This window comes from Streptomyces sp. 2323.1, assembly GCF_900221035.1.
GTDB classification, from domain to species: domain Bacteria; phylum Actinomycetota; class Actinomycetes; order Streptomycetales; family Streptomycetaceae; genus Streptomyces; species Streptomyces sioyaensis.
Map to the genome: position 1 here is coordinate 7,358,450 of NZ_LT907981.1, position 12,807 is coordinate 7,371,256.

Below are 12,807 nucleotides of genomic sequence, written 5' to 3' on the forward strand. Positions count from 1 at the left end.
GGCACCGGCCCGAGAGGGGGGAATCATTGTGTTCAATTTTGAGATTGTCGCCGGTGAAACGGTGCGCAATGTCCTGCACGGAAAACGGGGAGACGTGCTGGGCATTGTCAGCAGTGCCTATCAGGCACATGAGGCCGGGGATTCCGTCAACCCGGACAGCTACTTCCTCCGGTTCCCGGAAAAGCCGGATTCCCGGATCATTGCGCTGCCCGCCTACCTGGGTGCCGACGTCCAGCTCGCCGGCATCAAGTGGATCGCGAGCTTCCCGGGCAACACCCGGATCGGGGCTCCGCGCGCCTCGGCCGTCCTCGTGCTCAACGACTACGAGACCGGGTATCCGATCGCCTGTCTCGAAGCCGCGAGCATCAGCTCGGCACGCACCGCCGCCTCCGCGGCCGTCGCGGCGACCGCGCTGCGCCCGGACGGTTTCGAGGGGACCCGGATCGCCGTGGTGGGCGGTGGAGTCATCGCGCGCAACATCTGCGACTACCTGAACGTCGCCGGCTGCGCCCCGGACGCTTACCTCGTCCACGATCTCGACGAGTCCTCCGGCCAGGCCCTCGCCGGCCATATCCGCACCACCCAGGACCGTCCGGCGTCCTTCACCGCCGACCTCGATACCGCCCTCGCGGCCGACACCGTCGTCTTCGCCACCACCGCGCTCGAGCCCTATGTCACCGCGCCGTTCAGGCCCGGCCAGCTCGTTCTCAACATCTCACTGCGCGACCTCGCGCCCGAAGTGGTCCTGGCGGCGGACAACATCCTCGACGACGTCGAGCACTGCCTCAAGGCCAACACGTCACCGCATCTGGCCGAACAGCGCTCCGGTTCCCGTGAGTTCGTGACCGGAACCCTCGCCGGAGTGCTGAACGGCGAGGTGAAGCTCTCGCCCGAACGCCCGGTGATCTTCTCGCCGTTCGGCCTGGGCGTGCTGGATCTGGCCGTGGGGGCCTTCGTCCTCGGCGAGGCGCGCAAGGACGGCAGCACGATCGAGGTGCCCAACTTCTTCGGGGAGACGCGCCGGTGGTGAGCCACATACCCCTCTCCGTCGCCCTTGTCGGTGCCGGATCGCGGGGGCTGGGCGTCTTCGAGCGGCTGGTCGCGCACTGCCTGGAACGGCCGACCCCGCTCACCGTCCACCTCATCGACCCGCAGCCCTTCGGCGCCGGATTCCATCTGGCCGACCAGCCCGATCACCTGCTGCTCAACACCGTCTGCGGTCAGCTCTCCGCCTTTGCCGACGCGCAGATGGTGGACGGCCCCGTACCGGTCCCCGGCCCGTCGCTCCACGAGTGGTGCCTCCGCCGGGATCTGCGGCTGGCCGACGACGGCTACACCGTGCGCACCGGAGAGGGGCGGGAGATCCAGCCGAACGACTTCCTGCCGCGCCGGCTGCTGAGCGAGTATCTCGCCTGGGCCGCGGGGGAGATCACCGGCGCGGCCCCTGAGAGCCTCACCCTGATCCGGCACCGTACGACCGCCGTGGACATCCTCCCCGGAGGATCCGGAACCGAGACGGTCGTCCTCGCCGACGGCAGCCGCGTCGAGGCCGATGCCGTGTTCGTCACCGTCGGCCACCACTCGCTGTATCTGCCCGCGGCGCCGGCCCCCGACCCCCGACTGGTCACCCGCCCCTATCCGTTGCCCACGGCGCTCGACGGCATCGGACCGGGCGAGCGGGTGGCCGTCCTCGGCATGGGGCTGACCGCCATGGACGTGCTCGCCACCCTGACCCTCGGCCGCGGTGGCAAGCACCTCACGGACGCGACGGGGATGCGCTATCTGCCCAGCGGACGGGAGCCGTCGATCGTCCTGACCAACCGCTCCGGGATGCCCTCGCGCAGCCGCCCCCGTCTCCGGCCGGGGCGGGTGCGCTTCGCACCGCTGGCACTGACCACCGACCGCCTCGACGAGATCCGGGCCGGCACACCGGACGGCCGCCTCGGCTTCACCCGCGACGTCCTGCCGCTGATCGAAGCCGAGATGGAACTCGCCTACTACCGCACCCTGCTGGCCCGCGAGTACGACGACGCCACCGGTGCCGGACTGGAACTGGCCCGGCGCTGCGCACGCGACGGCCATGAGGCGGTGCTCGGCGAACTGCACGCGCAGTTCGGCCCCTGCCCGGTGACCGGCATCCTGTCCGCGGACCTCACCGACCGGCAGTGGACGGGGTACGACGCCTACCTCGACTGGTTCACCGCGGAGGTCGCCGCCGACCTGGCCGAGGCCCGCGAAGGCCTCGGCGCCGCCCCGCTGAAGGAAGCCCTGGAAGTGCTCCGTGACCACCGCGATGTGCTGCGCGCGGTCATCGATCCGCCGGGCGTCGACGATGCGTCGCTGGCCACGTTCTTCGGGGAGTTCGCCCCCACGGTGAACCGGCTGGTGATCGGCCCGCAGCTGGACCGGTCGGCGGAGCTGCTCTCGCTGATCGACGCCGGGATCGTCCGGCTCGGCCCCGGCCCGCGGCCCAAGGTCGTCGCACCGGCCGGTCAGGGCCCCTGGCGGCTGGAATCCACCTGCCTGGACCGGCCGTTGCGGATGGAGGTCGACCACGTCGTGCAGGCGCACGTGAGCGAACCCGGCGCGGACCGGGTGGCCGGATCCCTGCTCGGCACGCTCGTCGCCGCGGGCCGCGTCCGTACCCTCGCCCACCGCGGAGCGGCGGTGCACGGGCTGGACGTCACCCGGCAGGGCCAGGGCATCGACCGCACGGGCACCCCGCAGCCGCGGCTGTTCTTCCTCGGACCGCACACCGAAGGATCCAGCTACTACAACCACTACGTCCCCTCGCCCGGCGTGCCCTCCCGCGCACTGCTGGACGCCGAACTCGCCCTGCGTACCGCCCTGCCGTCTCTGATCACGAGGAAGCGATGAACACCAGCGACACCTACACACCGTGGACCCAGGAGTACCGGCCCGAGACCCGGGCCGCACAGGGCGACGGCTGGCGCTCGCCGACCACCGGCGCCGTGCCGCCCCCGATCAGTCTGGGCGCCACCTACGCCCGGGACAACGACTACCGGGCGCCGGCCGGGCTCGCGTACCTGCGCGACCAGGGCACGCCGGGGTACGAGCAGGCCGAGCAGGTCGTGGCGGGCCTGGAGGGCGGCTCGGACGCGCTGCTCTTCTCGTCCGGAATGGCCGCCGCCACCGCCGTCTTCCAGGTACTGCCGGCCGGCGCGCGGGTCGTGGTCCCGCAGACCATGTACTTCGGTCTCACCAAGTGGCTGCGGGAATTCGGCCCGCAGCGCGGCCTGGAGGTCGTCCAGGTGCCCATGAACGACCTGGACGCGGTGGCGGCCGCCGTGGACGCGGCCCCGACCGCACTGGTCTGGGCGGAGTCCCCGGCCAACCCCACCTGGCTGGTGACCGACCTCGCCGGCTGCGCCGAGATCGCCCACCGGGCCGGTGCGCTGTTCGGCGTCGACAACACCGTCCCCACCCCGGTGCACGCCCGGCCGTTCGACCTCGGCGCCGACCTGATCATGCATTCGGGCACCAAGTACCTCAACGGGCACACCGATGTCGTCGCCGGACTGCTCGTCAAGGCGCCGCAGCGCACCGAGGCCCGGGACGCCATATGGGAGCGGCTGCAGCTGCACCGCCGGCTGACCGGCCCGATCCTCGGCCCGCTGGAGACCTACCTGCTGGTGCGGGGCATCCGGACGCTCTTCCCGCGCATGCGCCAGATCTCCGCCACGGCGATGGCCGTGGCCGAGCACTTCGCCGCCCACCCCTTGATCCGGCGGGTCGCCTACCCGGGCCTGCCCACCGACCCCGGGCACGAGATCGCCGCCCGGCAGATGACCGGCGGATTCAGCGGCATGCTCTCCCTGCATGTCGACGGCCCGTGGCAGCAGTCCCTGCGCACCGCCAACCACTGCGAACTCTTCATTCGCGCCACGTCGTTGGGAGGTGTGGAGAGTCTGGTCGAACACCGCTATACCTTCGAGGGGCCGGACAGCACCTCGCCGAAGGACATGCTGCGCCTGTCCATAGGTCTGGAGAGCCCCGCAGACCTCGTCGCCGACCTCGAACAGGCCCTGGAAAAGGCCGTGAAGGAAGACCGTTGAGCGCACAGACCCCCACCCCCCACCCCGACGCCGCACCGCCGGACGCCACGGGCCCGCAGGGCGCAGCGGACGTGCCCCCGGACGGCGGACACCGGCGCGGCTTCGTGCACGACGTCTCGCTGTCCGCGGTACTGGCCGGCTTCGTCGCCGTCGTCGTGTCCTACTCCGGCCCGCTGGTCATCGTGCTCGCGGCGGCTTCCGCCGGGCATCTGAGCACCGCACAGACCAGCTCCTGGGTGTGGGCCATCTCCATCGGCAGCGGTCTGACCTGCATCGCGCTGAGCCTGCGCACCAAGATGCCGGTGATCACCGCCTGGTCGACACCGGGCGCGGCCCTGCTGGTGACGAGTCTGGGGGCGTACTCCTACGCGGAGGCCATCGGGGCCTTCCTCGTCACCGGCCTGGTGATCACCCTGGTCGGTCTGACCGGGGTGTTCGGCTGGCTGATGCGGCAGGTGCCCACGCCCGTCGTCTCCGCGATGCTCGCCGGCATCCTGTTCTCCTTCGGCACCGGGGTGTTCACCTCGCTCAAGACCGCACCGCTCCTGGCCGGTTCGGTGCTGCTCGCCTACCTCCTGGCGAAGCGGTGGCTGCCCCGCTACGCCGTCCTCGTCGCCTTGGCGGTGGGTGTCGTGGCCAGTGCGGCCGGGTCCCGGCTGGACATCCATCTGGACCGGATCGAGCTCGCCAAGCCGGTCCTGACGACCCCGGACTTCTCGGTCGCCTCGCTCATCGGCATCGCCGTGCCGATGATCCTGGCGACCCTCGCCTCGCAGAACGCACCGGGCATGGCCGTGCTCACCGCGTCCGGCTATCAACCCAAGGACCGCTTGCTGATCGGCTCCACGGGGCTGGTCTCCACGGCGCTGGCGCCCTTCGGCTCGCACGCCATCAACCTCGCGGCGATCACCGCGGCCATCTGCACCGGCCCCGAGTCCCACCGCGACCCGCAGCGGCGCTATATCGCCGGCGTCTCCTGCGGAGCGTTCTACCTCCTCATCGGGGCGTTCGGCTCCACTCTCGTGGTGCTGTTCGCCGGGCTCCCCAAGGAACTCGTGGCGGCGGTCGCCGGCGTGGCCCTGCTCGGTGCCCTGGCCGGCGGCTTGACCGGGGCGGTGAAGGAGGAGAAGGACCGCGAGGCGGCCCTGATCACCTTCCTCGCCACCGCCTCCGGCGTCAGCCTCTTCGGCATCGGATCCGCCTTCTGGGGGCTGCTCTTCGGCGTCCTCGCGCACCTCGTCCTGACCCGCTGGCGCCGTACGCCCACGGCCGCCGCGGCGTGAGGAGAGCCGGCAGTTCGCCGGCCGTGACCGGGTCCTAGCGGGCCGGCCCGCCGGACACCTCCGGGTGCCCGGCGGGCCGCGCCCCGGAGACGGAGACCGGAACGAGCCGGCCCGTACGGTCAGGCGGAGCCGGACCCCGTCCCGTCCTGCTGCAGTTTCGTCACCTTCTGCGGCAGCGATCCCGCACCGTCGGCGCGCGGGGAGACGGTGCCGGAGGCGCTGGTCGCCTTCTTGAGGCTGTCGAGGATGGCCATCCCCTGGCCGACGATGCCGGAGACGATCTCGTTCATGCCGTCGGTGCCGTTGAGCACGGTCAGCCGGGAGCCGGCGATGCCCTCGGCGGCCGCCTGGGCGAGGGCCGGGAGGTTCTCGACGGTGCGGTTGGCGGCGATCAGCTCCTGGTTGCCGTCCCGGAGCGAGGCCGCGAGCGCCGTGTTCGCATCGGCCCGCGCCTGCGTCACGGCCCGTTCGGTGTAGGCGCGGGCGTCCGCCTCGAACCGGACCTGGTCCCGCCGGGCCTCCGCCAGGGTGCGCAGCCGGTAGGCCTCGGCGTCCGCCGGGCGGCGCACCTCACCCTCCAGCCGCTGCGCGGCGAGCGAGGCCTGCCGCTGGGCCAGCGCGGTCTGCTCCTCGATGACCTCCTGCGAGGCCCTGGCCTGCGACAGCGGTCCGGCCTGTGCGGCGCGGGCGTTGTACTGCTCGGTCTCGGCGTGGAACCCGGCCCGTTTGATCGCGGTGTCCCGCTCGTACTCGGCCTTGAGCGCCGCCGCCTGCTGCTCCCGCTGGGTGGCCTCCTGGTCGGCCTTGGCCTGCGCGATCCGGGCCGCGCTGGCGACCGCCGCGGCGTGCGGGGCGGCGAGGTTGGTGATGTAGCCGGAAGTGTCGGCGATCTCCTGGATCTGCAGGGCGTCGACGACGATGCCGAGCTTCTCCATCTCGGAGTGGCTGCCGTCCTTGACCTCCTGGGCGACGCGGTCCCGCTCCCGGATGATCTGCTCGACGGTCAGTCCGCCCACGATCGAGCGCAGATGACCGGCGAAGATCCGGCCCACCAGCTCCTCCATGGTGGCCTGCTCGTCCAGGAACCGCCGCGCGGCATTGGCGATCGACGTCGGGTCGTCCCCGACCTTGAAGACGGCGACCGCCCGGACCCCGATCCGGATGCCCTGCTGGGTGACGCAGTCCTCGGAGATCTCCGCCTCCCGCAGCGACAGCGACAGCAGGCTCGCCTTCTGCTTGACGGGCAGGACCCAGCTGCCGTGGCCCGTGACGATACGGAATTGCGCGTCCCCGGCCCGGCGCTTCGAGCCGGAGATCAACAGCGCCTCGTTCGGCGCCGGAACATGCCAGAACAACATTGCAGGACTCCCGGTCCGATGCGGCCGGCTGCTCTTGCGTGTGCGGGCACGGCCGCGGGGGAAAGCCGGCTGGCGGCCGGCCATGATCATCGGTCCGGCCAGGTCATGCGGGCAGCGGCGCGACGATCACCGACCGCGCCGAGGTGTGGTCCACCACGATGACCTGGGTATGCCGGTCGATGGGCACACGGGACCAGGCGGCGAAGGCCTCGGTCCCGCCGCGCACGGGCAGCAGCACCTCGCCCGGTCCGTCGGCCGGGATCGACACGGTCACCCGCCCGATCACGCCGATCGGGCTGAAGTCCGTGTCATCCGTCGCGCTCACCCGGGTTCCGTCGCTGGTCAAAGCCGCTGCCGGCGCGGTGGCCGGGCAGCGGGAACTCCTCGACAACTCAACGGTACTCCGGCCCCGGCGCCGCTTCAGCGCGCCGGTCCGGCAGCCGGCGGGCGACGGCTTCAGGCGTCCAGGCGGGCGGGACGGGCCGCGGGCACCGCCTTTCTCGGCGGCAGCACATCGGGCGCGCGGTGCGGCCGGAGGGCCGTGAGGGCGATCTCGGTCTCCTCCATCAGCGCGCGGTAGGAGACCAGCCGCTGCCACTCCGGATCGGCGACTCCGGGCACGGTGCGCGCACGCTCCGTCCACAGCTTCGCCAGCCCTGCGTACACGGGGGTCTGTCGGACGATCTCCGCGGTGAGCCATCGCGGGACGGAGCCGGGGCGGGGGAGGGACGTCTGTCCGTGACCTGCGACGGTGCCGGAAGAGGGGACGCTCATGGCCGTAGAAACGATTCTTCCGGCATGTGGTCACGACGTATTTTTGCAGCCGCCACAGTTTCCACGGCGGAGGCAGGGACGTCTGTCTCTCGAATCACCTTATGCAGTGATCTATAGCTGGGAAGCGGTCCAATACGGACGACGGGACGTTGTCGCAGTCATGGAACCCAGGGAGTTGTGGGAGCGCCACGCGGTCCTCGCACAGGCGTTTTGCAGCAGCGATGACGAGGTCCGCCGTACGCAGGGACTCCTCGACGAGGCCGAGGCCCGTCGTTCCCGGACCCTGGCCGCGTTTGCCGTGACGGTGGGCAGCGATGCGGTGGTGGCGGACCTGCTCGGCCTGGACGAGCGCGAAGTGCGCCTGGCCCGGCGCACGGTGGGCAAGGACGACGCCCGCGCGGTCGCCAAGAGCCTGCTGTCCCAGCCCGCGTGCGAGCCGGCCCCTGCGCAGCCGGCCGCCGCACCCCCTGCGGGCCCGTCCACCGCGAGTCAGCCCAGCGTGAGCCCGCCGACCGCGGGTCCACCGGTCGCGGGTCCGCCGGCCCCGGCCCCGGCTCCGGCCCCGGCTCCGGTCCCCCCACCCCAGCCCGGCGTGCCCCAGCCCAACGAACCCGCCTGGGCGCCGGCCCTGGACGCGGTCCTGATGAGCAGCTGGCAGGCCGGAGTTGACCTCACCGCCCTGGCCGCCGAACTCGGGCTGGATGTCCGGATCCTGGTGGCACGCGCCCAACAGCTGTCCGCCGAAAGCCGTCCCGCGCCGCCGGCGGACCGCATCGGCCGGCATCGCCGCCTCGTCAACGTCCCGCCTCCCTCCCCGCAGACCGAGACTCCCCATACGGCCTGGCACGAGCGGCCGCCGCAGCCGCCACGGGAGCACTACGAGCAGGAACCCTGGAAGCAACACCCGTACCAGAACTACCCGGAGCAGCAGGAGTATCAGGAGTACCGGGTATACGAGCAGCACCCACAGCAACACCACTACCAGCAGCCCTCCCAGGGCACCTGGGACGCCAACGCCATCACGGCCGCCCAGCACGACTGGGACGGCATCCTCAGCCAGTGGGAAGCCACCACCTCCACCACCCCACCCATCTCACCCGGCCACGGAGGCACCTGAGGGCGCGGTCCGCGGCCGGTCGCGGTCCGCGGCCGGAAACCCCCGCCCGACCGGTGCTCCTCCGTATGATCGCCGAGGCAGTGGGCGACCCATACGGGAGGCGTGAACGACCATGGCGGAAGAGCGAGTTGTCCTAGTGACGGGCGGCGGTACGGGCATCGGTGCGGCCACCGCCCGGCTGCTGCGGGCGGCCGGGCACCAGGTGGTGATCTCCGGTCGCCGGCCCGAACCGCTGCACCGCCTCGCCGAGGAGACCGGGGCGCTGGCCCACCCCGCCGACACCGCCGACCCCGGGGCGGTGCAGGGTCTCGTGGAGGCGACCGTGTCCGCCTACGGACGGCTCGACGGGCTGGTGCTCAACGCCGGGATCGCCCGCAGTGGCGCGGTCGGCGATCTGTCGATGGAGGACTGGGAGGCCGTCATGGCCACCAATGTCACCGGCCCCTTCCTCCTGCAACGCGCCGCACTCCCACACCTGTTGGCGAGTCGTGGCGCGGTCGTCGCCGTGGCCTCGGTCTCCGCGCTGCGCAACGGCAACGGCAACGCCGCCTACGCGACGTCCAAGGCGGCGCTGCTCCAGCTCTGCCGCTCGCTCGCCGTCGACTACGGGCGGGACGGGCTGCGCGCCAACATCGTCTGCCCCAGCTGGGTGCGTACCGAGATGGCCGACGGGCGGATGGTGCGCTTCGCCAAGGAGGCCGGGCTGGCGGGCGGGGTGGACGCCGCGTACGAGGAGGCCACCCGGCTGCTGCCGGTGGGGCGCGCCGGGGAACCGCACGAGGTCGCGGAGGCGATCGCCTGGCTGCTCTCGCCGGCCGCCTCCTTCGTCAACGGTGCGGTGCTGACCGTCGACGGAGGGGCGACGGCGTGCGACCCGGGCGGTGCCGCGTTCCAGTACCGCATCGAGCCACGCGACGGCGCGGAGAGTTGAGGCGCGGGATGAGCGGCAGCCTCTACCGGGACCGTTGGATCGAGTGCACCTCCGGCGCCCTCCGTATTCGTGGCTACTACTTCCCGTGGGGGACGAAGACCGTCCCGTACCCGTCCATCCGCGCGTTCCGGCGCGTGGAGATGGGTGCCTTCGGCGGGCAGCTCCGGATCTGGGGGACGGGGCACCCGCGGTACTGGGCGAGCCTGGACCCGGGGCGGCCCGCGAAGAAGGACGCGCTGATCCTCGATCTCGGCCGTTTCGTCCGCCCGTTCCTCACGCCGGACGACACCGATGCCGTGGAGGCCGTCCTGCGGGCGCATGTCCCCACTACGGACTGCTGAGCCGATCGGGCGGTGCTTACGGTCCCGCGCCGGCGGCGCTGCCGGCTCCGGCGTGGAACCCGGACGAACTGCGCCGGGACCACGGCCGGGCGGGTCAGGTGGTGGCCGGCTCGGCGGCGCGGGCGAGTGCGCGGCGGTGCCGCATGAAGGGGCGCGGGCGGTTGAGGGCGAGTACCGCGGTGGGCTGCCCGTCGCGTTCGTAGCAGGCGAGGAAGCTGCGGTCGTCGGCGGAGCCTTCGATGATGCGCGGGGTGTCGTCGGGCAGCCGCCGGCCGGCGAACTGGATGCGGACGCCGTATTGGTCGGACCAGAAGTACGGCAGGTTCCGGTGGGTCGCGACGGTGCGGCCGGCCAGGAGGTTTTCCACCGCGGTGGCGGCCTGTTCGGTGGCGCTGGTCCAGTGTTCGGTACGGGTTCCGGCCGCCCTGGCGACATCACCGACGGCCACGACCTGCGGCAGCGGGGTGACGCCTCCCGCGTCGCAGCGGACCCCGTCGTCGAGCGGTAGTCCGGAGCCCGCCAGCCAGGCGGTGCGCGGCTGGACGCCGATGCCGGTGACGACCACGTCGGCGGGGAGCAGCCGGCCGTCGGCCAGCTCGACGCCGGTGACGTGGTTGCCGGCACCGCCGCTGTGCAGACGGGCGACCCCGGTGCCGGTGAGCAGGGTGACGCCGTGGTCCGCATGGAGGGCGGAGCAGATTCCGGCCATGGTGTCGCCGAGTTGGGGGACGAGGGGGAGCGGGGCGGCCTCGACCATGGTGACGTGATGCCCGAGGGCGGTGCAGGACGAGGCGACCTCGGCGCCGATGAAGCCGCCGCCGATCACCACGACCCGGACCGGGCCGCGCGTCAGGTCCGCGCGCAGGGCCTGCGCGTCGTCGAGGGTGCGCAGGGTGTGCGAGCCGGCGGGCGGCGGGCCGGGGAGGCGGCGCGGGGTGGCGCCGGTGGCGATGACCACACCGTCGGTGGTCAGGGACCGGCCGCCGTCGAGGAGCACCGTGCGGCCGCCGGTGTCGAGGCCGGTGGCCTCGGTGCCCAGCAGCCATTCGGCGTCGAGTTCGGCGATCTCCTCGGCGTCGGCCAGGGCCAGTTGGTCCTGGCCGGTGGTGCCGGTGAGGAAGTCCTTGGACAGCGGCGGGCGGTCGTAGGGGCGGTGGTGCTCGTCCCCGACGATCACCAGCCGGCCGTCGAACCCCTGGGCGCGCAGGGCCCGGGCGGCGTACAGGCCGGCCAGCGAGGCTCCGATGACAGCGACCGACTTCATGCGGCGGTGCCCTCCTCGGCGGCGTGCTGGACGTAGATCATGCCGTCCTCGACGGTCACGGGGTGGGTGCGCACCGCCCGGCGGGCCGGCAGACAGGTGGGCGCTCCCGTACGGAGATCGAAGGTCGCGGCGTGCAGCGGGCATTCGACCAGACACCCCTCCAGCCAGCCGTCCGCGAGCGAGGCGTCCTGGTGGGTGCAGGTGTCGTCGATCGCGTACAACTGCCCCTCGGCGTGGAAGACGGCGATCGGAGGTGCGGTGTCGATGCGTACGGATTCGCCGGTGGGCAGATCGGCGAGACGGCAGACCGGAATCACAGGACCCCCTGGATCATCGAGTTTCGCGGTGCGCACGATGGAGCGCTATGCGCAACAGAATCCAAGCGCTGGGCCCATGCGTCAAGCGGTCCTGAGAAATGCCCGTCACGGTGTGAAGAGGTCACCCACACCCCCTTGACGGTGCCGATCCGGCGTTCCCACTATGTCTCTCATCGCGCAACCAGTCGTGCAGTGCGCAACACTGAGGGGTAGGGCATGCCACACGAAGTCCATGCCGTCGTCGCGGCGAAACAAGGCGCACCGGTCGAGCTGCAGACGATCCTGGTGCCGGATCCCGGCCCGGGAGACGTCCTCGTCGCCGTCCAGGCCTGCGGGGTCTGCCACACCGACCTGCACTACCGGGACGGCGCGATCAACGACGAATTCCCCTTTCTGCTCGGCCATGAGGCGGCCGGTGTGATCGAGGCCGTCGGGCCCGGGGTCACCGATCTCGCGCCCGGTGACTTCGTCGTCCTCGCCTGGCGGGCGCCTTGTGGCAGCTGCCGGTCCTGCCGCCGGGGACGGCCCTGGTACTGCTTCGACTCCCGGAACGCTGCCCGGCCGATGACCCTCCTGGACGGCACCCCGCTCAGTCCCGCGCTGGGCATCGGGGCCTTCGCCGAGAAGACCCTGGTCGCCGCCGGACAGGCGGTCAAGGTCGACCCCCATGCCCGCCCTGAGGCCGCCGGACTCATCGGCTGCGGAGTGATGGCGGGATACGGGGCGGCCGTGCACACCGGCGCCGTGGGCAGCGGGGACACCGTCGCCGTCATCGGCTGCGGCGGGGTCGGCAACGCGGCGATCGCCGGCGCCTCGGTCGCCGGGGCGCGCCGGATCATCGCGGTCGACCTCGACGACCGCAAGCTGGACGGCGCCACCCGCTTCGGCGCCACCCATACGGTCAACTCCCGCGGTACGGACCCCGTCGAGGCGGTCCGCGGCCTCACCGGCGGTCATGGCGCGGATGTGGTGATCGACGCGGTGGGCCGCCCCGAGACCTACACCCAGGGCTTTTACATGCGCGACCTGGCCGGGACGCTGGTCCAGGTCGGCGTCCCCGCACCGGACATGCGCATCGAGCTGCCGCTGATCGATCTCTTCTCGCGGGGCGGCGCGCTGAAGTCCTCCTGGTACGGCGACTGTCTGCCCAGCCGGGACTTCCCGGTCCTCATCGACCGCTACCTCAGCGGACGGCTCGACCTCGACGGATTCGTCACCGAGACGATCGCCCTGGACGAGGTGGAGTCCGCCTTCGACAAGATGCGCGACGGCACGGTCCTGCGCTCCGTCGTGGTCCTGTGACGGTGTTACACACCCCCTGATCCGCAACGGCCGCACCCACCCGC

Annotated in this window: 13 protein-coding genes; 8 read left to right on the plus strand and 5 right to left on the minus strand. The window is 72.1% G+C overall.

Annotated features, from left to right (window positions below; translation table 11 throughout):
- Positions 1-28: 28 nt before the first annotated feature.
- Genes sbnB through CPH93_RS31855 form a run of 4 tightly spaced genes read left to right on the plus strand, consistent with a single transcriptional unit; the run spans position 29 to position 5,359 of the window.
- The gene (gene sbnB / locus CPH93_RS31840; RefSeq protein WP_096214806.1) at positions 29-1,030 is read left to right on the plus strand and encodes a 2,3-diaminopropionate biosynthesis protein SbnB; all 1,002 of its coding nucleotides are present in this window, start codon (positions 29-31) and stop codon (positions 1,028-1,030) included.
- A complete protein-coding gene (locus CPH93_RS31845; protein ID WP_231977025.1) occupies positions 1,027-2,877 on the plus strand; it encodes an FAD/NAD(P)-binding protein in 1,851 nt (616 codons plus the stop codon). The genes sbnB and CPH93_RS31845 overlap by 4 nt, the downstream gene beginning before the upstream one ends.
- The gene (locus CPH93_RS31850; protein ID WP_096214808.1) at positions 2,874-4,076 is read left to right on the plus strand and encodes a trans-sulfuration enzyme family protein; all 1,203 of its coding nucleotides are present in this window, start codon (positions 2,874-2,876) and stop codon (positions 4,074-4,076) included. Before CPH93_RS31845 ends, CPH93_RS31850 begins: the two co-directional genes overlap by 4 nt.
- Positions 4,073-5,359 carry a benzoate/H(+) symporter BenE family transporter gene (locus tag CPH93_RS31855; RefSeq protein ID WP_096214809.1) on the plus strand — a complete coding sequence of 429 codons (1,287 nt, stop codon included), beginning with the start codon at positions 4,073-4,075 and terminating at the stop codon, positions 5,357-5,359. Before CPH93_RS31850 ends, CPH93_RS31855 begins: the two co-directional genes overlap by 4 nt.
- Positions 5,360-5,478: 119 nt before the next feature.
- On the opposite strand, the gene CPH93_RS31860 is transcribed toward CPH93_RS31855, so the two are convergent.
- The 3 genes from CPH93_RS31860 to CPH93_RS31870 form a co-directional block, all read right to left on the minus strand.
- The gene (locus tag CPH93_RS31860; RefSeq protein WP_093481823.1) at positions 5,479-6,717 is read right to left on the minus strand and encodes an SPFH domain-containing protein; all 1,239 of its coding nucleotides are present in this window, start codon (positions 6,715-6,717) and stop codon (positions 5,479-5,481) included.
- Positions 6,718-6,820: 103 nt separating this feature from the next.
- Positions 6,821-7,042, minus strand: a complete 222-nt coding sequence (locus tag CPH93_RS31865) for a hypothetical protein (protein ID WP_006606605.1) — start codon at positions 7,040-7,042, stop codon at positions 6,821-6,823.
- 131 nt (positions 7,043-7,173) lie between these two features.
- The gene (locus tag CPH93_RS31870) at positions 7,174-7,491 is read right to left on the minus strand and encodes a hypothetical protein (protein WP_093481822.1); all 318 of its coding nucleotides are present in this window, start codon (positions 7,489-7,491) and stop codon (positions 7,174-7,176) included.
- 160 nt (positions 7,492-7,651) lie between these two features.
- Here CPH93_RS31870 and CPH93_RS36305 point away from each other — a divergent pair, with 160 nt between their 5' ends.
- The 3 genes from CPH93_RS36305 to CPH93_RS31885 all read left to right on the plus strand — a co-directional run bounded on the left by CPH93_RS36305 (position 7,652) and on the right by CPH93_RS31885 (position 9,880).
- Positions 7,652-8,608, plus strand: coding sequence for a hypothetical protein (locus tag CPH93_RS36305; protein WP_173909685.1), 957 nt, complete (start codon positions 7,652-7,654; stop codon positions 8,606-8,608).
- 112 nt (positions 8,609-8,720) lie between these two features.
- Positions 8,721-9,539: an SDR family NAD(P)-dependent oxidoreductase gene (locus CPH93_RS31880; protein ID WP_096214811.1), complete on the plus strand. Its 819-nt coding sequence runs from the start codon at positions 8,721-8,723 to the stop codon at positions 9,537-9,539.
- An 8-nt stretch (positions 9,540-9,547) separates the two neighbouring features.
- A complete protein-coding gene (locus CPH93_RS31885) occupies positions 9,548-9,880 on the plus strand; it encodes a hypothetical protein (protein ID WP_096214812.1) in 333 nt (110 codons plus the stop codon).
- 94 nt (positions 9,881-9,974) lie between these two features.
- Here the strand turns inward: CPH93_RS31885 and CPH93_RS31890 are convergent, their stop codons facing one another.
- Positions 9,975-11,144: an NAD(P)/FAD-dependent oxidoreductase gene (locus CPH93_RS31890; RefSeq protein WP_096214813.1), complete on the minus strand. Its 1,170-nt coding sequence runs from the start codon at positions 11,142-11,144 to the stop codon at positions 9,975-9,977.
- Positions 11,141-11,461 (minus strand): bifunctional 3-phenylpropionate/cinnamic acid dioxygenase ferredoxin subunit, encoded by a 321-nt coding sequence (locus CPH93_RS31895; protein WP_093481817.1) that lies wholly within the window; start codon positions 11,459-11,461, stop codon positions 11,141-11,143. Before CPH93_RS31895 ends, CPH93_RS31890 begins: the two co-directional genes overlap by 4 nt.
- Before the next feature lie 216 nt (positions 11,462-11,677).
- Here CPH93_RS31895 and CPH93_RS31900 point away from each other — a divergent pair, with 216 nt between their 5' ends.
- Positions 11,678-12,763: an S-(hydroxymethyl)mycothiol dehydrogenase gene (locus CPH93_RS31900; protein ID WP_096214814.1), complete on the plus strand. Its 1,086-nt coding sequence runs from the start codon at positions 11,678-11,680 to the stop codon at positions 12,761-12,763.
- Positions 12,764-12,807: the final 44 nt, after the last annotated feature.

Coding starts and splice junctions, on each gene's coding strand:
- CPH93_RS36305 (WP_173909685.1), top strand. CDS start 7,652: ATGGAACCCAGGGAGTTGTGGGAGCGCCACGCGGTCCTCGCACAGGCG.
- CPH93_RS31900 (WP_096214814.1), top strand. CDS start 11,678: ATGCCACACGAAGTCCATGCCGTCGTCGCGGCGAAACAAGGCGCACCG.
- CPH93_RS31860 (WP_093481823.1), bottom strand. CDS start 6,717: ATGTTGTTCTGGCATGTTCCGGCGCCGAACGAGGCGCTGTTGATCTCC.
- CPH93_RS31885 (WP_096214812.1), top strand. CDS start 9,548: ATGAGCGGCAGCCTCTACCGGGACCGTTGGATCGAGTGCACCTCCGGC.
- CPH93_RS31890 (WP_096214813.1), bottom strand. CDS start 11,144: ATGAAGTCGGTCGCTGTCATCGGAGCCTCGCTGGCCGGCCTGTACGCC.
- CPH93_RS31870 (WP_093481822.1), bottom strand. CDS start 7,491: ATGAGCGTCCCCTCTTCCGGCACCGTCGCAGGTCACGGACAGACGTCC.
- CPH93_RS31880 (WP_096214811.1), top strand. CDS start 8,721: ATGGCGGAAGAGCGAGTTGTCCTAGTGACGGGCGGCGGTACGGGCATC.
- CPH93_RS31850 (WP_096214808.1), top strand. CDS start 2,874: ATGAACACCAGCGACACCTACACACCGTGGACCCAGGAGTACCGGCCC.